The organism is Veillonella parvula (genome assembly GCF_945949885.1).
GTDB lineage: Bacteria > Bacillota > Negativicutes > Veillonellales > Veillonellaceae > Veillonella > Veillonella parvula_B.
This window is the reverse complement of the sequence record NZ_CAMFFZ010000027.1, coordinates 1-22117: the sequence shown is the minus strand read 5'-3', so window position 1 is coordinate 22117 and position 22117 is coordinate 1. Positions and strand designations below refer to the sequence as shown.

The 22117-nt window shown below is 37.5% G+C and carries 15 protein-coding genes; 4 read left to right on the top strand and 11 right to left on the bottom strand.

Features of this window, described 5'->3' with window-relative positions; translation table 11 throughout:
• Window positions 1-3 precede the first annotated feature (3 nt).
• From Q7O55_RS07985 to Q7O55_RS07935, 11 genes are all read right to left on the bottom strand, one after another.
• Window positions 4-1242, bottom strand: a complete 1239-nt coding sequence (locus Q7O55_RS07985) for an O-antigen polymerase (RefSeq protein WP_303929629.1) — start codon at window positions 1240-1242, stop codon at window positions 4-6.
• Between the two features lie 115 nt (window positions 1243-1357).
• Complete coding sequence (locus Q7O55_RS07980) at window positions 1358-2407, bottom strand: glycosyltransferase family 9 protein (protein WP_303929628.1); 1050 nt, start codon at window positions 2405-2407, stop codon at window positions 1358-1360.
• Window positions 2408-2447: 40 nt separating this feature from the next.
• Window positions 2448-3887 carry an undecaprenyl-phosphate galactose phosphotransferase WbaP gene (gene wbaP / locus Q7O55_RS07975; RefSeq protein WP_303929627.1) on the bottom strand — a complete coding sequence of 480 codons (1440 nt, stop codon included), beginning with the start codon at window positions 3885-3887 and terminating at the stop codon, window positions 2448-2450.
• A gap of 247 nt (window positions 3888-4134) precedes the next feature.
• Window positions 4135-5313: an O-antigen ligase gene (locus Q7O55_RS07970; RefSeq protein ID WP_303929626.1), complete on the bottom strand. Its 1179-nt coding sequence runs from the start codon at window positions 5311-5313 to the stop codon at window positions 4135-4137.
• 46 nt (window positions 5314-5359) lie between these two features.
• The gene (locus Q7O55_RS07965) at window positions 5360-6580 is read right to left on the bottom strand and encodes a glycosyltransferase (protein ID WP_303929625.1); all 1221 of its coding nucleotides are present in this window, start codon (window positions 6578-6580) and stop codon (window positions 5360-5362) included.
• Window positions 6581-6589: 9 nt separating this feature from the next.
• Window positions 6590-7528: a DUF535 family protein gene (locus tag Q7O55_RS07960; RefSeq protein ID WP_303929624.1), complete on the bottom strand. Its 939-nt coding sequence runs from the start codon at window positions 7526-7528 to the stop codon at window positions 6590-6592.
• Window positions 7529-7541: 13 nt separating this feature from the next.
• Window positions 7542-8300, bottom strand: coding sequence for a glycosyltransferase family 2 protein (locus Q7O55_RS07955; RefSeq protein ID WP_302132378.1), 759 nt, complete (start codon window positions 8298-8300; stop codon window positions 7542-7544).
• Between the two features lie 15 nt (window positions 8301-8315).
• Complete coding sequence (locus tag Q7O55_RS07950; RefSeq protein ID WP_303929622.1) at window positions 8316-9284, bottom strand: glycosyltransferase; 969 nt, start codon at window positions 9282-9284, stop codon at window positions 8316-8318.
• 96 nt (window positions 9285-9380) lie between these two features.
• Window positions 9381-11411: an LTA synthase family protein gene (locus tag Q7O55_RS07945; RefSeq protein WP_303929621.1), complete on the bottom strand. Its 2031-nt coding sequence runs from the start codon at window positions 11409-11411 to the stop codon at window positions 9381-9383.
• Between the two features lie 386 nt (window positions 11412-11797).
• The gene (locus Q7O55_RS07940) at window positions 11798-13060 is read right to left on the bottom strand and encodes a DNA-directed RNA polymerase I subunit RPA34 (RefSeq protein WP_303929620.1); all 1263 of its coding nucleotides are present in this window, start codon (window positions 13058-13060) and stop codon (window positions 11798-11800) included.
• A gap of 402 nt (window positions 13061-13462) precedes the next feature.
• Window positions 13463-14062, bottom strand: coding sequence for a class I SAM-dependent methyltransferase (locus Q7O55_RS07935; protein ID WP_303929619.1), 600 nt, complete (start codon window positions 14060-14062; stop codon window positions 13463-13465).
• A gap of 377 nt (window positions 14063-14439) precedes the next feature.
• Between Q7O55_RS07935 and Q7O55_RS07930 the strand changes: the two genes are divergently transcribed.
• The 4 genes from Q7O55_RS07930 to Q7O55_RS07915 all read left to right on the top strand — a co-directional run bounded on the left by Q7O55_RS07930 (window position 14440) and on the right by Q7O55_RS07915 (window position 22063).
• On the top strand, window positions 14440-15912 hold the full coding sequence (locus tag Q7O55_RS07930; RefSeq protein WP_303929618.1) for a prolyl oligopeptidase family serine peptidase: 1473 nt from the start codon (window positions 14440-14442) through the stop codon (window positions 15910-15912).
• A gap of 233 nt (window positions 15913-16145) precedes the next feature.
• Entirely contained in the window at window positions 16146-17501 is a 1356-nt protein-coding gene (locus Q7O55_RS07925; protein WP_303929617.1) for a hemolysin family protein, read from the top strand.
• Between the two features lie 438 nt (window positions 17502-17939).
• Complete coding sequence (locus Q7O55_RS07920) at window positions 17940-19004, top strand: efflux RND transporter periplasmic adaptor subunit (protein WP_303929616.1); 1065 nt, start codon at window positions 17940-17942, stop codon at window positions 19002-19004.
• Window positions 19001-22063, top strand: a complete 3063-nt coding sequence (locus Q7O55_RS07915; protein ID WP_303929615.1) for an efflux RND transporter permease subunit — start codon at window positions 19001-19003, stop codon at window positions 22061-22063. Before Q7O55_RS07920 ends, Q7O55_RS07915 begins: the two co-directional genes overlap by 4 nt.
• Window positions 22064-22117 lie beyond the last annotated feature (54 nt).

The following is a 22117-nucleotide window of genomic DNA, read 5'->3' as shown; positions in this document are numbered from 1 at the left end:
AATCTACCTCTTTGGTTGCTTTATCTTTACTTGATAACCTACGTAAATAAATAAACCTATTAAACCAACAATAACAAATTGAGAAAATGCTAATAATGCACGGATACGATCATCATAGCCCGCCCATACAAGCGATACTAGTTCAGTAAGAAAAATAGCTGTCCAAACATGAGTCCAAATATTGTCATTAGAGCGACGTTGTAAGTATTCATAGGCTAATGAAAATAATGCAGTCACTATAATACTCATAATAATAACACCAAAAATACCAAAATCTTCATACCAACGCCCAAATAAAGATAATGTGTTGCCAAATTTATCAAATTCATGATAAGCCATTCGTGCTGATTCTGGTAACAAGCCAAAATTAATCAATTTATCATATACATCTGCAAAACTAGATTGTCCGAAATAAGTAGTGCGTGCTGGCTCCCATATATGAATATTCAACGCATAAATACCACCAGCTAATAATTCAGTAACCCGTTGCAATGTTACATTATTACCATCATGGCGACCTACTAATATACCATAAAGAATATATAAAAATGGGCTAATTATAGTAATAGGAATAAGTTTAAATAAAAATCTCTTAATTTGATCAAAATATTGCTCTTTTACCAGGAGAAATAAATACGTCAAAATCATGAAGATAAATATTTCGATAGCTGGTTGGCGTGCGCCCATAGCAATAGAACTACCAATACAGAAAAAAATAACTATTGTAAGAAGACCCGTTCCTTTAAAAATAGACTTATTTAAAATAACGCCATTATATATAGCTATATAAGCCGATACATATGTTATGGCCCATGCAATCTTATAAAATTGAGAGTTAATAAATACAAATCGTGTATCATTAGGATGTAATTGAGGATATAAAATAATATCTCTATATTGAGTCATACGACTAGCATCACTATCACCAGTCGTATTAATGAATACACAGAATAAAGAAAACAAAATAAAAAATATCATATACATAGATATGTATTTATATCGTACAGGAAGTTTTACTATTCCCACTAAAGGGTAGCGATTACTATCAAAATTATACTCAATAGATGTTGGGTCTCCCCAATTAAGTTTAGCCCATCTCTGCACACCATAACCAGTGCCTAAAATAGCTCCTCCACCAAGAGCTATTACTATAAAGGTATAGAAGTAAAGGTCTGTTCCCATTTCATATCTATACCAGTACCCCAAAGCAATAACAATCGTTAAAGATACCAATGTAATCATTGTAGGGGATATGATAGGCAGTTCAAATTTCTTATAGCCTAATACTACAAATATTACATACGATACTAGTAATAATAAATAACAATCCATTAATTCTTCCTATCTCTCTATTTTTCTATCTCTCAAAAATATGTAATATAGAATCTAATACAGCCGCTACTGAGATTCCTTGCATACATTTATTATTAGTACATGTATAGGATTGATCATAGCCTAAACACGGTGAACATTCTACAGTATGATGAATAATCTCACTATACGGACCGAATGGCTTAACAATAATGGGATCTGTACATCCAAAAAGTGTTAACGTAGCAGTTCCTTGTATAGCGGCTGCATGAATAAGGCCTGTATCTACACCGACAACAAGATCTGCTTCTCGTACCACTTGAAAACTCTCTTTAATAGAATGTTTTCCTATAAAACTAACAATACGTGAATCTAATTCATCGTGATAAGGTTCAATCATACCTTGTTCCATTGAGCCACCAATAAAGATAACCTCATAACCCCGTTGAACTAGTTTATTTCCAAGTTCTACCCAATTCTTAGTCGGCCATGACTTAAGACTTAATGCATAAGGATTATGTAATTTTTCATTCGCTACATGACCTGAGCCTATACAAAATACGATAGATGGATGGTTAATTACGATTGGTTTTAATGCAGGATTCTTATCAAGAGAATAAGATTCACGGTGCATAACTATTCGTTCAAAGCCTAATTGTTCAAGAATATCATTTTCCAAATTATATATATAGTAACTCTCAGGACGAATAATCTCTTTATCATAAGTAGCCCCATTATAGGGATTATGAGCACCTATCGTGGTTTTACAACAAAAATTAATAATTTTGCTTGGCCATGACGACATGTATTTAGAGTTCAAATGCTCGAGCACAATACCATAATCATAATTATGATAACCTACTTTCAACAAAAACATTAAAGAATGAAATGGTTCATTCTTGGTATAGTAGTAACAATGACGAATATCCCCTTGTAATTCCACCATCGTTTTATTCAAATTAATGCGTCTCTTTTCGCTGCATGTGAATATATCAATAACAGCTGTTGGATCTTGCGATTTAATACTCTGAATGAGCGGCATGGCAATAACAAAATCACCGATGCCATGCGCAATATAAATAAGATATGTATTCATATGACTTCCTATGAGGTACATGGTTATGGTAAAAGCTTAATTAATAAGCACCTTTAGACTTCACCACAGCCAATACTGTTTTTAATAAGTACACTATATCAATCCATACAGACCAATTATGCACATACCAAGAATCCATGAGAACTCGTTCTTCATAGGTGGTATCACTACGACCACTTACCTGCCAAACACCAGTAATTCCTGGTGGTACAAGGTAAAAGTCATTAATATAATCGCCGTATTTTACAATTTCATCTCGAACAATAGGTCTTGGCCCTACGAGGCTCATGTCTCCAACGAGAACATTCCATAACTGTGGCAATTCATCAAGACTTGTTTTTCGAAGGAATTTTCCGATTCTTGTAACCCGAGGATCATCCTTTAATTTAAAATCTCGTTCCCATTCTTCACGAGCAGCTGGATTATCTTTTAGATATTGCTCCAAAGCCTCTTGTGCATTTGGCACCATGGATCGGAATTTATAACAAGAAAATGATTTCCCACCTTGACCAACACGTTTATGTCCAAATACGATAGGTCCTGGAGAGTCCAAGTAAATCAATATAGCAATGATAGCGAGAATTGGTAAAATCAAAATACCGCCACATACGGTAGCTACAATATCAAAAACACGTTTAAAAATACGGTTAGGCTTGCGCGCTAGGTTATTTTGTACACGCAATATGACGGCTTGCTCCTCCATCATGCCACGAGCACTGATATTACTAGTAGGTAAACCAAATAATTCAGGTACAAATGCTACTCGTTTTACCAATAATTGTAATTGATTAATTAAGGATACTAATCTTTTAGACTCAAGTCCGGGAGCACAAATAAGTACAGTTTGAACTCCTGTATCTTTAATAACGCTTTCTACATCTTTAAAGGCGCCAAGGCATGGGTATTCTTTAGCGATGGATGATGATTTAGGATTATCATCTACATAACCAATAATCTTATAGGTAGTAATCGGCATGCGATCTAAAGACCTCTTTACAAGTTCTGCAGTCTTCCCCGCTCCAACAAGAAGGATTGGAATTGTTAGATATCCTGTTTTTGAAAGTATTTTTCCTACAATAAAACGCTCGCTAAAGATAAATACGAGCATACATATATAAGCAAAAGCAACAAATAAACGAGACACATCATTAATTACATGGCCCGTATACATGAGGACAATCGATACGACAACCCCTATGGTAATGCTACGAAATAAATTTTTCATCGTATCCCAATAAGGTGTTACCACAGAATAGGCATTATTAAGCAGCAAGATAGTTAAAAATACGATAGGCACAACACCATATACGTAAATTTCTTCTACCTTAAAATTTGAACTTACCGGTAAAATTGATAAGTTTAAACGCAAATAATAGGCTGCTAATGTCCCCAAAACAATAGCAATATAATCTGCTATAAGCACTATGAGCTTACTAATAAATAACTTTTTATTATTGTTATTACAGATAGAACTATTCATACTAATACCCCAAATTATAAAAAAAGATTGTTTTCTCAATATATTTTCAAGAAAACAACCTCTCTATCATACGAATACAATGTACCAATATTTACATATATTGTATCATATTTAAATATGTAAAACTATAAAAAACATAGATTTCACCTATCTTTTATGTAGTAATTTGATTTTTAAGTGTATTAAATTATCCGTAAACATCTACACTAGAATAATATATAGTTACTTCCCAATAATTAAGTTATCCCTAATTATCCCGCAATTGAAGCATCATAGCTAACATAAAATACATGATGCGCATTCCTGATGAATTATCTAAAGTATACTCCACTTGGCCAAATACAAATACATAACAGATAACAGCAATCATAGAACAAAGACTATAAGGATCTCGCTTCTTAACCCAAACCACAAAATTATCAACGATAATAGATCCATAAAAGATGAGAACCCCTAGTAGACCTAACAGACCTACCTCACCAAGAAGTTGAATAAAGTTATTATGAGCATGATATAAATGCTGATTTTCCGTTGGTAGACGATAAGATTTTTCATATATGGTTCGCCATTGACCTATCCCAACACCTGTAATGGGATGATCTTTAAACATATTTATGGACGATGTCCATACTTCAAAACGACCTAAATTAGAGCCATCTGTAGTTGTATTCGTAATGGATTCAAATCTAGCCACATATTGTGGTTGTGTGCTAAATCCCCATACGACGCCACTTAATGCAGCGAGAACGGCGACTACATAAATAAAACGTTTTAACAAATATGGCAAGGATACGATAGGCACCATAATCATATTAAAGAGCCAAGATCCTCTACTTTGATTACCATACATACCAAAACCAACACAGCCAAGTGCCCATAAAGCGGATGCTTTCACATAGCTAGGAAAGGCCGAATCTAATAAAATGACGCAGAAAATAGGTACTAGCATAACCATGAGGCCTGATATGGTCAACACGCTACTGCCAAATCCCCAGCCTCTATCGGTCATTCCTGAAACGTGTTGATAAAAGGCTACTAAATTATCGATACCAAAATCTACAAAGAAAACAGCAAGCATCGTAAATAGTGTTTTCTTATCACGAATACACAGGGCAATAATGAAAAACACAGGTATACGCCATAGCCAAATATTGATAAATTCTGGTAATCCTACAGCCATATTGTTCGTTAATACTGCAGATGGCAATAGCAATAACAACATTAAAGCATAGGTTTTACTATATTTTTTAACATAGGACGGAACATATAGACCATGCCTATGTTTCCAAATATAGAAAATACTTAACAAAATAGCAATAACATAAAATACTTGACCAGCTGCCATAGATAGCCTTGTAAAGCACGCCATCAACGTAATCATAATGGCAATCCATGACTCTAATCTTATATTTGATACGACTCTCATATTAATTCTCCCTTACATATAAACTACAAACCTTACATAGTATCCCTTATACATGTATGATGGATTGAATCAATGCACGATGACTGTAATCCTCATTTGCATTCATTAAACCTTGATTATATTGCTCTTTATGATGCTGTAAATTCTCTACAAACTTTTGTATTCCCTGTCCGATAGTATTTACATCATCTAAATTTAAAAATTCCCCAATGGAATACTGTTTTAATACCTCGGGATTAATTTCTGGAGATATAAGAACAGGCTTGTGAAAGCCAATAGCAGTAAACAGCATAGCTGCCCAGTGATAGCGATATCGTTCAGCCCCATACGGCAATAATAGAGCATCTACACTCATTAAGGCTGTATCCCAGTCTTTCCCTATCAGACTGGCATGGATGAATTTAATATTATTATACCGGCTATATTTCTTGATGATAGACTCAAATAATATCCCATCTTCAGGCTTTACCGTTGCCCCTTGAACGACGAGTTGTACCGAATCATCATAATTCAGCGATACAAAGGCATCTATAAAGCGCTCAATATTTTTCTCTTTTCTAAACTGACCAAAGAAACCTAATTTTATCGGTTTACTTGCTGATATAGAGGTTTCCAAATTAGCACCTATACAAGTTGTAGAATTCGGAACTTTTTGGTCTTCTATATTAACATTACCTTGCGTATCACTATTCTTTTGTTCTCCACTCAATTCACTAGATGGCAAGAACACAGGAGGCAAGATTTTACGAACTCTCGGTAAATCAGGGCGCAACATATCATCGCGCAAAGAGATAACATCGAGGTACACATTTCTATACGCATTAGCACGATGAGCTTGCTTAATAAAGCGATCCATCTCTCCCTTGCCAATGCCATGGAAGATAACATGTACTTCTGCCTTACTGTCCTTTAATGGCGTGTCTAACAAAGCTTTAATATAGCGATATGTCCCCGTAGGAATGATTAAAGCATCTATATTATATTCTTTAATTTTTTCTGCTGCTGATGTGAACCAACTACGGCGACGGCGTTCTCGTAAAATGGATAAAAACGGCTTCTTCCACTTAGACGCTCCCGCATAGGTCACTACCTCTCCACCTTCCAAGTACACTATATCTACTCCATAATCTACTTTAAAAGGAAAGTTTTGCGGTACGAATAGTACTGGCTCATGACCTTGACGCTTTAATTCGTTGATGAGGATACGATCAAATTCCACCTCATGACCAGCAGGCATGACAATACTTTCTAAAATTGCTACGCGCATAGCACACCTCTAGGCTTTTACATACGGTTTTATGTTTTCTTGAATCATAGCCTCATACTCATCTAAAAGAGCATAACGATTGCGATATTGGCTACGTTTTTGTGATTTAATCTCTTCCATAGGTTTGCGTTCTTCTTCAAGTGGAATAGTGAAATAATTTGGATCAGATTCCAATACGGTACCGCCGATATCCTCCCACAAGGTATCTAATATAGCCACCTTTGATTTATTACCGCGCACCATATGTGAATTTGCATAGAAGCCTTCATCAGATACGGCAAGTATGGATTCTACTTGCGCAGCACGAGCGATTTCACGAATCAAGAAGGTAATGAAGTTCTTCGGACGGTAACCATACATCTTTTTCGTAATCTTCTTAGCTCGCTCAAGACCATCTTTATAACCTTGAATAGTACCGATAACAAGAGTTCTCTCTCCGTTATGGCCTTTAGCAAAGCGAATATTTGCATGGTATACGCCCTTATCTTCGAGCAAGAGCATAACCGTCAAGAAACCTTCCTTACGTTGTCCCGGCTCGTAATATAGATGAGCAGACATATCGAGCTCATCAAAACACCAAAGGGTAATACCTCGTTTTTTATCGAAATAATCAAACTCCGCTTCGTCTACATACATGAGCTGAATCGCTTCATCCGTAAACACCTCTTGTAATATGGTGAAATGCTGACGAAGTGCCTCCAAACGCCATTGTGGCGTAGAGTTTTTAATCAAAAACATACGACTCATCAATTCATAGAGACTAGGATGTTTTTCCAACAGCTTTGGATCTGGAGTATAAGATTTAAAGAAGTTTTCAAATTCCGTAACCGTTGAGTCATGACGACAAGAGCGCATTGTATGTAAGAAGGTTCGTCTCGTTTCACGCCATGTGCGCTTGCCATATATAGTACGGCCTATATGCCAATGTTTTCCAAAATTGCCTAACATAATGCTCCCTCTATTACAATTTACCCTTGGATTTTAGTAAATAATAAAACTTTACGTATTTAGTCATCGTGTAAAAGTAGTGATTAACGGACAAAATAAAGCCCATCTTCCCATCGAGAATACCGCCTTGTAAGAAGTACACCTTGATGAAAGCCCAGGTAGGACGCAGAATTATATCCTTGATAAAAGAACAGCTTTTACCATTATCACGATATTTTTCAGCAGATAATGTGGTATAATTGTTGAATTTATTGAAATATTGATGCCAATTATCGTAGGTATAATGGTACATCGGATGTTGTAATTTTTCTGTTGGATACGGCGTAATAATCGCAGGATGCACGTAGCCTTCTACATAACTCCCCTCTTTAGGCATGAGGCGAAGCACATAGTCTGGACGCAATACACCATGTGTAGCGTGGTTATGATGGAATTTATTGCGCCGTTGAATCCAATACGCTTTATTAGGTTCGTTTACAACGATAGCTTGAATTTCTTTCGCTAGAGGCTCAGAAATGCGCTCATCCGCATCAAGGAATAAGATCCAATCAGATTTCGCTTGTTCAATACCAAAGGTTTGTTGCGCACCCCAATCGCCATTCATGGCGTGTTGCACAACACGAGCACCCATTTCTTCAGCAATTTTTGCAGTATCATCGGTGCTAAAATCATCGACAACCAAAACTTCATCGGCAAACTGCACAGACTCAATGCAGTCATGAATATTGTGTTCTTCATTTCTCGCTAAGATTATTACAGATACAGTTGCCATAGTTTCACCTTTCAATTACGAACGTACTTGTTTTGCTAAGTACGATAAACGAGCCCCTATTTTATGAATCCAATCGGCACGGTCAAAGGACCATAAAAAGAGCTTATATTTAGAATTTAATAGCTTGTAGGATGCATCATTACGATAAGTTTCAATCATTTTTTTGCACTTATCGTAATACACTTGATTACCCGTTGGCTTTGCATAGTAAGCCGTTAAACAGGATAATACGGCTTTCATCAATAAACTATTGCAATCATCAACATATGGTAATTGATGATCAATCGCGTATTGCAAGCGTTCCTCGTAACCAATCACAAAATCCCATCGAGATTTCGGATCAAACGAGGTTTGAGTTATGGAATTTGGATTGAGTCGATAGTAATAGTAACAACGATTGATATGCCCCACTCGATTGGCATTAGCTACATATAGATAGGATGTAGCAGTATCCTCGAACTTTCGACCTACAGGAAAACGCACATCACCGATGGCACTGCGTTTATATAACTTACTCCAAGCCGCCACAAAACAATCATGCATGGCTAATCGCAAGGCATCCTCTTTCTCATAAATTTCTAATTGACCATCATTGCAACCTTCGATAATATCGCCATTTTTATCTCTGAAAGCAGTAAACTCAATAATATCAAGATTATGCTCTTTTAAGAGTTTTAACATATCTTCATAGAGGCTCAGTCCAATATAATCATCGGAGTCTACAAAGGCAATATAGTCGCCATTAGCCGCTTCTATCCCCGTATTGCGAGCAGCACTAAGACCGCCATTTTCTTGATGGATGACCTTGATGCGTTCATCATAGGCTGCATACTGATCGCAAATATCACCACTAGCATCTGTAGAACCATCATTTACTAAAATGATTTCCAAATTCATATACGTTTGGTTTTGAATGGACTCAATACATTCTGCAACATAAGATTCCACATTATAGACGGGTACAATGACCGAAATTAACTCCATTCCATGCTCCTCTTAAACATGCACTAGCCAAATTAGTTTCTACAAATTCTTAAACTCATATAGCTTGTTCTAACTATATCATTAGATAAATATCCCTTATTTAATGTTATTTCCATGCTTAATACGCCACGCCGCAAGTTCGCGCATGTTTTTAATCATATCCCCATAGGATTGAGGCATGCTCGCACTTTGTTCTAAGACTTTTCCATTTTTATCTAGATATAGTCTATGATTAAATACAAATTTCTCTTGTGTAAACAAACTTGGTACCATCGCTTCATAGGTTTGACCAGGTCGGCCTATTAATTCCGCCAAGGTTGGGATGATTTGAATGCTCATGCCGAACGCATTAGGCGCAAACCAATCTTTATGAATGCCACGACCATAAAAAATAATAGGAATAGTAGATGCCACATTAGGGCCTACTTCACGAGCAAAGTTAAAACGTTCGCTATGGTCACCTGTAATGACGAAGAGTGCAGAAGGATCTGCTATTTCTTCGCGAGCGATAAAATCACCCATTACGTGGTCTGCGTACCAAATATGGCCCATTTCGTTCAATTGCTTATCGTTTTCTTCGATAGAATCTGGCAAATGCCCTTTTACCTTATTCACATCGTAGCCTTCCTTACCCACATTGATGCTATACGGTGGATGATTAGAAGTAGTCATGATAACATTGAGAATTTTTTCCCCTCTATGTTGATCCATGTAGGCAGAAATAGCTTTAAATAAATCTTTATCGCCTACACCCCAAGCGTTGCCGTCTTCGCTTGGCATTTCTGAAGCATCGTGGAATTCATCGAAGCCTTGAGATAAAGCAAAGTTCTTAACGTTTTGCCAAGTACTAAAGCCACCATACCAAAATACAGTCTTGTAGCCTAGCTTTTTCATAACAGGACCAATACCTAAACCATAAGGCTCTTTGAAACTTTCACCTTCATAGTTAGGATATAACCCTGTGTCAGGCATACCCGTCAACAAACCATTGATGGCCGGCATCGTGCCTGTACCTTGCGCGAGGGCTAGTTGCGTGCTCATCGCTTGAGGACTGGCAGCATATTTACGACCTTGTTCAACAAGGTACGCACCAGGCTCGTTATATTCAGCGAGGAACGGCCACAAGCCATAGGATTCTCCAAGAACGAGGTTTATGGACTGTGGTTGCTCCGCTAATCGCTGTGTTGTAATGGTTCTCGTGAAAGAACCGTCAAAAATAGTACCATTAAATGTACCGCCAACAGCAGCGATTTTTTCATTTAGCTCTTGAGGCGTTAAATTGATAACCTCAAGCTCAGCCGTCCGTTTCGCAATGCTTTTAACACGATACAAGGCCTGCACATCGTCTAGAATATTTTCATTCAACAAATTAGAACTTAGGCGCGCTGCACTTTCCCAGTTGATGGAGTTCGTATAGCTGAAAGCACCGCCAAATCTAAAGAATAGACCTAGTACGCCGATAACAATAGTCAGCCCAATGCCCGTCATCCATTGTGTTTTCTTCGTCTTAGGATACCAAGTAGTACAAAGTCGTTGATTATCTGCAGAATCAATATTTTTTAAATCATCAGCATCATCACCATTCCTTAGATCATCAGCGTAGTCACTATATTTCTTCGTGTTCCACGCTAAAAAACGAACTAGGAACCAGCAAAGAGCTGTGCTCAATACAACGGCCCCAATGATGTACATGAGGGCATTATATTCGTTGATTGCTGTATTTACAATGGCGCCGATATCATCGTTTTTGCCATTGATGAGCATCGCATTATAAGAGGAGTTGAAGATTTTATAGAACGGAATGCGTCCCAGAAATAGGAATGTCAACAGTACAGTCGCAATGGAATAGAGGACCTGTTTAATGCGCAAAGACGGCCATTTTGGTACAAAGGTATGCACCAATGTACCCCCTAAAAAGCCCATTAAACACAAAGAACCGACGGTCTTGAGACTCAATCTAAAGCCTAGCCACAAGGATGTGAGGATATTCTCCATCGTCACAGAAGCTAGTTGTGATTGAAATACTGCAAGAAACACGATTCTAAATGCAGTCAACAAAGCAGAGAAAAAGATAAATACCTTAATCTCTGTTCGTATGCCTTCAAATAATCGCTGCCATCGGTTCATTATTAACCCCTAACTGTTGTATCCTATAACTCTAATTATTAACCTAACACTAAACTTAACTATTAGCCTAACTGATAAACTAACTAGTATGTTAGAAAAATAACTATATTGTTACATGCGTAACAAAACTACATAACTATACTGCCTAAATGATTAATAAAACTCATAAACTACATATATATGGTACACATATTCTACGTAATATGGTACGTAATATTCTAGTAATTACATAACTATCAATTATCTTGGATATTTCTTACATTTAGGCCCTTTACATCGTTTGCATTTACCACATCCACGGTCGATAGTCTCAGCACCTGCTGATTTTTTCGCACTAGCACTCTCCTTAGCCATCTTTTCAGAGGCCTTACTATTCCATACAGAAACTATCGTTCCTGCTTTTTTGCGGATTCATCTTTTTTGGATTTTTTATCTTTTTTCTTGTCTTTCTTCTTATCTTTTTTCTTGAAAGTATCCGCTAAGAAGACTGTTTTTAACTTATCGTTTAAGATTTTAAGCTTCTTTTCAGCCTTGCCTTTCTTTTTCTTTAACTTTTCTTCGGCTTTATAAAGCTTATCTTCTTTATGCTTCTTGTGTTTTTTATCTTTCTTATCTTTCTTAGATTTCTTATCCTCTTTAACTTTTTTGTCTTCTTTGGATTTTTTATCGTCCTTAGATTTCTTGTCCTCAGAACCGTTGATACGCGCCCATTCATCGTCAACGCGTTTTAATTTCTTTTTAAGAAGCTTTTCCATCTTCTTATTCGTTTTATCGGACTCTAAACCGGCTTTACCAAATAACATAGCATTCACTGCTGTATATGGATCGATAGACGACTTATCCTCATCGTCCACTACATCTTTCTCAGATTTCTTATCTTTCTTCTGAGATTTGCCCTCTTTTTTTAGAGACTTGGCCTCTTTTTTATGATCCTTATCTTCTTTTTCAGATGATTTATCTTCTATTTTAGAGACTTTTTCTTTTCTTCTAGAGGATTTTTCTTCTTCCTTAGCTTTTGAAAGCTCACCAACACCATCATTATCTAACGTATCATCTTTATCTAAGCGATGAATTTCTAAGCTTTCAACACCATCTATAGGACTGACATCAAGATGTTCAATGGTATCATCCTCAAGATCTGAAATATCATTAACAGAGCTTTCACCAGAACCAGTAAAAAGGCCACCCATTGATTGTAATTCGTTCAATTTAATATGATTCATGCCCACCGTAGAATCATGTTGTACTGGCACATCAGATAATTGCACCTGTTCCATAGCATATACGTCATCATTGTGGCTATCACCCTTGCCAAGTCCATAGGATGTGTCAGAGAAGATGATATTTTCCTTATCATCGCCTAGGACATCACCAAATAAATCTTGTTCTAAAGATTCATAAGAATGCAATAGAGCCATCCGTTTTTGAACATCTTCAATTTGATTCCATAAATCAACGAGAAAAGATGTATAGTACACCCGTTCCTTTACCTCTAAATAAGCTTGGTAAACGATAGCCAATTCGGACTCATTAAGGCCCTCTTCTGTACCGATTTCTTCAATCATTTGTTGAATATGTTGATCTCGGTCATATCGTTTAATTAAGGCTTTGCGAATGCGTTCAATTAAAACTGTATCGATGAGTTCCATGAGTACCTCCTTTATTCAATACACTCATCCCTACCCGCTACATTAGTACATACGAATCAATGTATAGAACAATAAAATGAATTGATTTTATACTCTCTAATATATTATTATATCAGATTTTATCTGCTTTTTCCTTAATAATATGAGTAAAAGTTCCTTAAAAATAGAATAAAACCTCAATTTGAATACTTCCCTAATAGTACACATTTCATACTATTAAAGCACTATTCAAACCGAGGTTATTTAATCAAGTTTATATACATTATATTCATATATAAACTTACTATATTAAAGTCTTATATTTATTTGTTACATCAATCTAATATTTATTGCATCCATCGGATTTTTAACTGTTACATCAAAATATAACTAATTGTTACATAAAAGTCTTAAATTACTACACTAAAACAAATTGACTGAATAGACGAGAATTCGTTCTTTTGCATCGCTTGCTTCAAAGAGATCACTACAATCAATAGGTTCCTCTTGTTCCAAGCGCACGTGGTTATTTAAAAAGTTCTCCACCTCTTCATTAACATAGTAGAAAAATAACTTAATCTCCCGAGGGTTATGATATAGCGAATCAAAGATATTTCCTAGTACCCGCTTAATCGTATGGAGTGCAAAGGGATTAAAGAAAAAACATCGATCAACCTGCTCAGGTAACTCGTAGAGAGCCGCATCACCGTGTACAAAAGACACGCGATGGCGCGCTGCTGGACTTTCACCATTAATCAAAGCCTTTTCATATAGCCGTTCATCATATTCGATGCCTATAGAATGACAGCCCGTTTGGTAAGCCATGAAAATACTAACTCTACCCTTGCCACTGCCATAGTCAATGAGGGTATGTTTCTTGCGAATATGACCACTATTTGCCAAACGCTCCAACACGCGATAATCCGTCGGCTCATACGGATGATGCTCCGTATCGGAACGACTATCATCGCGGCCAGAGGTTTTAATTTGTAATAAACTTTCCCACTCTTGGTCTGTTGCCATTCATATACTCCCAACTATCATAAATATTGCTCTAAATCGTGTTATTTTTGTATATAATACTGCATGTATTTTTGTATTTAGTTGCTCTTTTTATTCGAATATGTATTTGTTCGATCTATCTTATATTAGCCACTCTATATATTCGAGTATACACCTACTCGATCATACCTATAGTAGATGTTATTTCTATTATACTATCTTACAAAATCTACTAAGCATTTCCTATTAATTTATATAAAACCATCAGTATAAAACAGCTTACATATACTATTTATTTATATATTATACGAAATCTAATAAATTGCACTAAATTTAATTTTATTATATAATATAATCTAATCAATATTTTGATAAACGCTATAAAATAAGGAGATATGATGAATAAAATCTTATTAATGGCTCTTGTTCTAGGTACACTTTCCACAACGACTACATTAGCAGCAACAGACATGACTACCACTGTTTCTGGTAAAAGTTCTATACCTGCTACAACTGAAGCTAAAACTCATCAAACAGAAGCGTACGGTATTCAATCTGTGACGGCAGTACCCAAAATTTATGGTGATGGTGAAAAAATAGCGGCTATCATCATCAAATATCCAGAAGCAATCCAAGAAAATGCACTAGCGCTCAATACCTTCACGGTAGAAGGTAAAACAATCAACAATATCTATACTAATTCTGTGCCTGAACTGAAAGAAAATTACAAATCTACAGCTAAAGATTTGCACAATGGTGCCCCTCAAATAGATACAATAGTAGGACAAACAAATACAGTCAAAGCTAGTAAAAAAGACAAAAATTCCAAAGCTACAGCAGCTGATCAATACGTTGTAGTGGAATTTGAATATGAAAACTCTACACCATTCGTTTTAGCACCACGCCCTAATAAACCAAAAAATAATGGTGCTGTAGGCGTCGATGCACCGCTGCGTTCCGATCGTAAATTACCGAATTTAAATGTTACAGTCACACAAGTTCAACCTGTAGTGACTAAAACAGGTACTATATACGGTCCTTCACAAACGAGCGTAATCAATACATCTACGGCATCTACTATTATGGATGAATTTAAAACATATATTTACACAGATCCAACTACGGGTAATAGTATTCCTTACAATGTATTTTTACCGAAAAACTATGATGCATCAAAACAGTACCCTCTATATTTCTTCATAGCTGACTCCAGTGCCAATATCAATGATAATCGCACCGTACTATTCCAAGGTAATGGTGCTACCATTTTCGCTAGTCCTGAGGAACAAGCAAAACACGAAGCCATTATCGTTGCCCCTCAATACACACAAGATTTAGTCGATTCTCTAGGTATGATGACTACCGATAAGAATGAATGGACTCCTGGTCTTACCTTAGTAGATAATCTATTACATCATGTCATCGCTACCTATCCAATTGATAAGAACCGAATTTATGGCTCTGGTCAGTCTCAAGGTGGTATGGCAAACATCGCCATTAGCGACAAACATCCTGATTTATTTACTGCTCAATTCCTCGTAGCATGCCAATGGAATACGGAAGAAATGAAAGTATTAAAGGATAAAAAACTATGGATTCTCGTATCCGAAGGCGATGAAAAAGCATATCCTGGCATGAATACAGCTACTAAAAATTGGGCTGATTTAGGCACTAACATTGCAACCTCTCCTATGTGGGATAGCCATTCTACACCGGAACAATTCGATGCGTTGGTGAAAGCCACAGTCGATCAAAAGGCCCCTATTAATTACACGGTATTTAAAGACGGAAACCACATGTACACATGGTCCGTAGCCTATAATATTGAAGGCATTAGAGATTGGTTATTCAGCCAAACAAAAGAAACATAAACAATATATAAAAGCACCCAATAGGGTGCTTTTATATATTCTCACATGCATCTATGGGTGCTTTTAGGTATTCCACACATATCGTTCGGTACTTGTATCATATTACCATACACATCTTTGGCTACTTTTAGGTGTTTTCACATGCATCATTCTAATATGGTATACTAAAAAGTAATATTTCTATTATTCTCATGTGCAGAATCGTATCTCATTAAAAAGGAGTATCTACTTACATGGACAGTGATCTGACCTTAGATTTTATAATTATCATCGTATTAATCATCGCGAATGGTTTATTCTCTATGACGGAGTTAGCCATCGTAAACGCTAAAAAACGTAAGCTTGAAGAATTAGCTGAAGCAGGCAATGAACGCGCGAAAAAGGCCTTTGAATTGGCAGAGAACCCAAATGATATGTTCTCCACGATTCAAATTGGCATTACCCTCGTTGGTATTTTAACTGGTTTATATTCTGGTGCCACCTTCTCTGGTCCTTTAGAAGAAATATTAACTGCTAATATTCCAAGCATTGAACCGTACGCAGCCTCAGTGAGCTCCTTCCTAATCGTTGCGATCATCACTTATTTATCCCTCGTTATAGGGGAGCTCGTGCCAAAACGATTAGCCTTAAATAGCCCTGAGGGCATCGCTGTGGTGGTAGCAAAACCGATTTATTGGCTCTCTGTAGCCCTAAAACCAATCGTTAGCTTCCTCGGCATTTCCACAGAATTCCTCTTAAAAATATTAGGCGTTACTGTAAAAGAAGAAGCCCCTGTTACAGAATCTGAAATTAATAAAATGCTTACCGAAGGCGTTGCCATGGGTGCTTACGAAGAGGAAGAACCTATCCTCGTAGAAAATATCTTCCATCTTGCAGATATGAACGCAGGTGATATAATGACGCCTCGTACACAGCTCAAATGGATTGATCTTAACGGTATGGAAGACGAAATCATGGAGGTTCTCAAGAATGTCAACCATTACCGCATTCCTGTAGGTACCGATTCCTTGGATGAATTAAAGGGTCTCGTTACCGTATCCGACGTATTAGTTCAAATTATGCAACGTCCTAGTGAAAGTTCTATTCACGATATCATCAAAGCTTGTTTGAAAGAACCTGTTCTCGTTCCTGAATCCATTTCACTCATGAAATTATTGAACGTTCTACGTACAGAAGGCGTTCATGAAGCAATTATCCTCGACGAATATGGTGGTTTTACTGGTCTTGTCACCTTGCATGATATCATGGAGGAAATCGTAGGCCTTATGCCTTCCGGTGAGGAAGAAATCAAGGAAGAAGAAAACAAAATCATCGAACGTGATGGTGCATGGCTCGTAGATGGCCTTCTCAACGTAGATGAATTTAAAGAATTCTTTCACATCGATCAAGAATTACCAGGTGAAGAAGATGATTTGTACAAAACTATGGGCGGTCTCTTAAACGTCCTCTTCGGTCGCATTCCAAAAGAATTAGACAAGGCAAAATGGGATGGCTATACCTTTGAAGTCATCGATATGGATCATACTCGTATTGATAAAATTCTTGTAACCTATGAAGAACCTATTGTAGAACAAGAAGAAGAAAAATAAAGTTCAAACTATACATAGACAAAAGCTGACAAAAGCTAAAGAAGTGAGTTCTCTTCCTATGAACTGTACCCCAAAAATTGGACATATTTTTGGATACAGCTCAATCAATAGAGGACTCACTTTTTTGATACATTTTTGTATCCATAAAATAAGTAATACATATACTATCAAAATATATAGATTACTTTAAAAAATTATCACCAATTATATACATTAAGTATATAATTCTTTTATTTTCTGCATAAAGGCTAGAACTTTCAACATAAATATAGTATTATTAAATTGTATAAAATATATAATTAAACCTAATATAGAAATAATAGCTAATATAGAAATAATTGCTATCCTAAAATAAGTTCAATAAAATATAAAGTCCTATGATCATTTTGTATAGTGTATTTCATAGGACTTATATATGGTAGTAAAAGGAGAGATTCTATGAATCAACGAATCATAGCAACCATAGGCGCCCTATTAATAGGGACCGCCATCATAAGTGGTTGTGGATTAGAAAAGCCCCCTGAAGATACAAGTCTCAAAGTGCGTACCATCACTATAGGTGAAGAGTCTGGAACTACTGATGCTGGCTATGCAGGCACCATTCATAATAAAACAGAAACAAATTTAGCCTTTCAAATTGGAGGGCGTATCATCAATAAATTTGTAAATGTTGGTGATGTGGTGCAAGCAGGCCAAGTCATTGCTCAAATCAATGGTTCAGATACATCAGCTCAGTTGCAAAATGCTGAAGGTGCTGTAAAAGCTGCTCAATCGGCCTACGAATTGGCAGAAACCAATGCTAAACGATACCGCGAACTCTATGCACAACAAGCGATTAGTAAATTGCAATTAGACCAGGCTGAAAACCAATTGAATGCCACATCTGCTCAATTACAACAAGCACAGGCAAGCCTTAATTTGAGCAGCAATCAAAATAGCTATACTAATTTAACGGCCCCTGATACAGGTATTATTACAGCTTTCAATATTGAAGCAGGACAAGTCGTAGCAGCCGGTCAAAGCGTTGGTACCTTAGCGGCCGGTCACGACCCAGAAGCAGTCATTGCCCTTCCTGAACAAGAATTGAGTAAAATTCATGTAGGAAGCCCTGCTACTATTACCTTCTGGGCTCTACCTAATGTAACCGTGCAAGGTGTAGTACGTGAAATTTCACCAGTTCCTGACCCTGTAGCCAGAACGTATACCGTAAAAATTACCTTACAAAATGCGCCTAAAGAGGTACAACTAGGCATGACGGTCAATGCTAATCTATCTACCACAGATAGTACCAATATTTCTATCCCATTGACAGCTCTTGTGAAAGACTCTAACGGTAATAATGCGGTCTATATCATCCGCGATAAGAAGGCTCATCTCGTGCCTATCAAGACTGGTGAGTTCGGTAAGAACTCCGTCATCGTCACATCTGGTTTAGCTAAGGGTGACATTGTCATCACCGCAGGCACCCAACAATTACAAGAAGGGACGGCGGTTAGTCAATGAAACAATTTAACTTAGCCGAATGGGCTCTTAAACACAAGTCCATTATCTACTACTTCATGGCTGTGCTCCTCACCTTCGGTATTTTCTCATTTACCCATATGGGACGCATGGAAGATCCTGATTTTACGATGCGCACCATGGTGGTCGGTGTTGCTTGGCCGGGGGCTTCTCCACAAGAAATGTCGAATCAGGTAACGGACAAACTCGAAGAAAAACTACGCGACCTTCCTGGTGTAGATTATACAAAATCTTTCACAGATGGCAGCAAATCCGTTATTTATATCAATCTAAGAGAGGATTTGCCATCCGATAAGATTCGTCCCGCTTGGGAAGAAGCGCGGAATATGATCAACGACGAATGGAAATCATTGCCTGCAGGCGTTCAAGGACCGACCATCAACGACAGGTTCGACGATGTATATGGCATTATCTATGCCATTAGTGGTGATGAATTTTCTTATGAAGAAAAGCGTCAACAAGCAGAAGACTTAAAGCGTCAGCTTTTATCTGTTCCTAATGTTAAAAAAATCAGCCTCATTGGGGTTCAACAACAAACCCTCAATGTAACCATAAACAAGGATAAACTCGCATCCTATAAAGTCAGTACACAACAACTGTTAACAGCGCTTAAACAGCAAAGTATGATGGTTCCAGCTGGTGTGATTACAACGGATACAAACAATGTATATCTTCGCGTCAACGGTCTATTCGATAGCCCTCAAGCGGTGCGAGATATGCCAATCCGCATCAATAACCAAACGTTGCGCCTCGGTGACATGGCCGATGTAACCATGACCTACCAAGACCCTAGTAGTCCTCAGTTCTACTACGAAGGCAAGCCGGCTATAGGTATTGCTATCTCCATGGATGCAGGTGGAAATAATATAGAATTTGGTGAAGCCATCGATAAAAAGCTAGCAGAATTGAATAAAACGATTCCTGCCGGCCTCGAACTCAAGCAAGTATCGAATCAGCCCCATATAGTTAAGGAATCTATTGGCGATTTCTCTCAATCCTTATTTGAAGCCATCGCCATCGTATTGCTCGTAAGCTTTGCATCCCTTGGTTTACGAACAGGTGTTGTAGTAGCCCTTACCATTCCAGTCGTTGTGTCTACGACGTTCATCTTGATGTATGAAAGTGGCATTTATCTACATAAGGTTAGCTTAGGTGCCTTAATTCTAGCTTTAGGTCTCCTCGTAGACGATGCCATCATCGTTGTAGAAATGATGAGTGTTAAGCTCGAAGAAGGGTGGGGCCACTTTAAATCGGCTACCTTTGCTTATCAATCTACAGCATTTCCTATGCTATCTGGTACGCTCATTACCTGTGCAGGCTTCTTGCCATTAGCATTGGCACAAGGTATGGTAGCAGAGTTTACAAAATCTTTATCCATTGTTGTCTTTATGGCACTCATCCTATCTTGGTTCGCCTCTGTTCTCGTCAGCCCTGTATTGGGTTATAAAATCATTGAAAACAAGGCTCCAAAGCCGGAATCGGAATGGACTAAACGAGACCGTATCATGCACAAGCTCAATGTGACCTTCTATGATAAGTTTGAAAAACTATTACATTGGGCACTAGGACATCACAAGGTAGTCTTATTGGCTACTCTAGGTGCCTTCACTTTATCCTTGCTTTCACTACCGTTGATTAAACAGGAATTTTTCCCATCATCAACGCGTAATGAAATTATTGTATCCATGCAATTCCCTCAAAGTTCGTCCATCGAGTATACTGCTAACCAAGCAAAAATCATTGATGAACATTTGCAAGGTGACGAACGTATTTCAACCTTTACCTCGTACATTGGACAAGGTTCTCCGCGTTTCGTTCTCACCTTAGAGCCAGAATTGCAACGAGATAATTTCTTACAATATGTGATCGTCACAAAATCCTTAGAGGATCGGGATAAACTATATGGTGAATTAACTTCTTATTTAAATAAAGAATTTCCTTCAGCTCTCGTAAATGCTCAATTTGTACAAATTGGCCCACCATCTAAATATCCAGTTATGCTTCGCATTGCTGGCCCTGATCAAAAAGTGGTAAAAGAAATTGCCAACCAAGTAAAAGCAAAAATGCAAGACGATAAAGACTTACAAAATATCGCCTTTGACTGGCCAGATACAGAACCTGTAGCCAATATTCACATCGATCCAAACAAGGCACGTTTACTCGGCATCGATAGCTACGCTGTATCCTTGCACTTACAAAGTCTATTGTCTGGTACTAAGTCTGGTGAATACTACGAAGGGAACCAAACCATTCCTGTTACCTTCCGTTTAGGTGACAACGAGCAACATAACTTAAGTGCTCTTTCATCCTTGCCAATTCAAACAGGAAATGGCTCCTACGTACCTCTTAGCCAAATTGCAACTATTACCATGGCTCAAGAGGATGGTATTATCTGGCATCGCAACATGATGCCAACTATTAGTGTGCATGCGAATGTAAAAGCCGGTGTCTTAGGCAATGCGAAAACAAAAGAGGTCTATAAATCATTACAAGACATTCGAGATTCCTTGCCTACAGGCTATTCTATTGACCTAGACGGCGCCGCTGAAAAAAGCGAAACAGCCGTTCAAAAGCTATTAACACCAATCCCAATTATGCTCTTTGTAATCATGACAATCCTCATGTTCCAATTAAAGCGTATCGCCCTCATGTTAATGGCTCTACTCACTGCTCCATTAGGGCTAATCGGTGTTGTATTAGCACTTAATATTACGAGAACACCGTTAGGCTTTATGGCTATTCTAGGAATCATCGCCCTCTCGGGTATGATCATCCGTAACTCCATTATCTTGTTAGACCAAATCGAAATCCACAAGGCAGAAGGCCAAGAACCTCGTGAAGCGATTATCAACTCCGCTACACTTCGTTTCCGCCCTATCATGCTCACCGCTATCGCAGCGATTTTAGGCATGATTCCTCTCATGGGATCTGTATTCTGGAGCCCATTGGCTATCGCCTTTAGCGGAGGCCTACTAGTGGCAACTATTCTAACACTTATCGTATTGCCAGTCATGTATGCAAGCTGGTATAAGGTAAAATAGGATACCATAAGGCAAGATAAGATAAAACACAATACAAAAACCCCCTATAAAAGT

Excerpts from the sequence above, each read along its gene's own strand:
- Q7O55_RS07985 (WP_303929629.1), bottom strand. The coding sequence starts at position 1,242 with ATGATTACATTGGTATCTTTAACGATTGTTATTGCTTTGGGGTACTGG.
- Q7O55_RS07980 (WP_303929628.1), bottom strand. The coding sequence starts at position 2,407 with ATGAATACATATCTTATTTATATTGCGCATGGCATCGGTGATTTTGTT.
- wbaP (WP_303929627.1), bottom strand. The coding sequence starts at position 3,887 with ATGAATAGTTCTATCTGTAATAACAATAATAAAAAGTTATTTATTAGT.
- Q7O55_RS07970 (WP_303929626.1), bottom strand. The coding sequence starts at position 5,313 with ATGAGAGTCGTATCAAATATAAGATTAGAGTCATGGATTGCCATTATG.
- Q7O55_RS07965 (WP_303929625.1), bottom strand. The coding sequence starts at position 6,580 with ATGCGCGTAGCAATTTTAGAAAGTATTGTCATGCCTGCTGGTCATGAG.
- Q7O55_RS07960 (WP_303929624.1), bottom strand. The coding sequence starts at position 7,528 with ATGTTAGGCAATTTTGGAAAACATTGGCATATAGGCCGTACTATATAT.
- Q7O55_RS07955 (WP_302132378.1), bottom strand. The coding sequence starts at position 8,300 with ATGGCAACTGTATCTGTAATAATCTTAGCGAGAAATGAAGAACACAAT.
- Q7O55_RS07950 (WP_303929622.1), bottom strand. The coding sequence starts at position 9,284 with ATGGAGTTAATTTCGGTCATTGTACCCGTCTATAATGTGGAATCTTAT.
- Q7O55_RS07945 (WP_303929621.1), bottom strand. The coding sequence starts at position 11,411 with ATGAACCGATGGCAGCGATTATTTGAAGGCATACGAACAGAGATTAAG.
- Q7O55_RS07940 (WP_303929620.1), bottom strand. The coding sequence starts at position 13,060 with ATGGAACTCATCGATACAGTTTTAATTGAACGCATTCGCAAAGCCTTA.
- Q7O55_RS07935 (WP_303929619.1), bottom strand. The coding sequence starts at position 14,062 with ATGGCAACAGACCAAGAGTGGGAAAGTTTATTACAAATTAAAACCTCT.
- Q7O55_RS07930 (WP_303929618.1), top strand. The coding sequence starts at position 14,440 with ATGAATAAAATCTTATTAATGGCTCTTGTTCTAGGTACACTTTCCACA.
- Q7O55_RS07925 (WP_303929617.1), top strand. The coding sequence starts at position 16,146 with ATGGACAGTGATCTGACCTTAGATTTTATAATTATCATCGTATTAATC.
- Q7O55_RS07920 (WP_303929616.1), top strand. The coding sequence starts at position 17,940 with ATGAATCAACGAATCATAGCAACCATAGGCGCCCTATTAATAGGGACC.
- Q7O55_RS07915 (WP_303929615.1), top strand. The coding sequence starts at position 19,001 with ATGAAACAATTTAACTTAGCCGAATGGGCTCTTAAACACAAGTCCATT.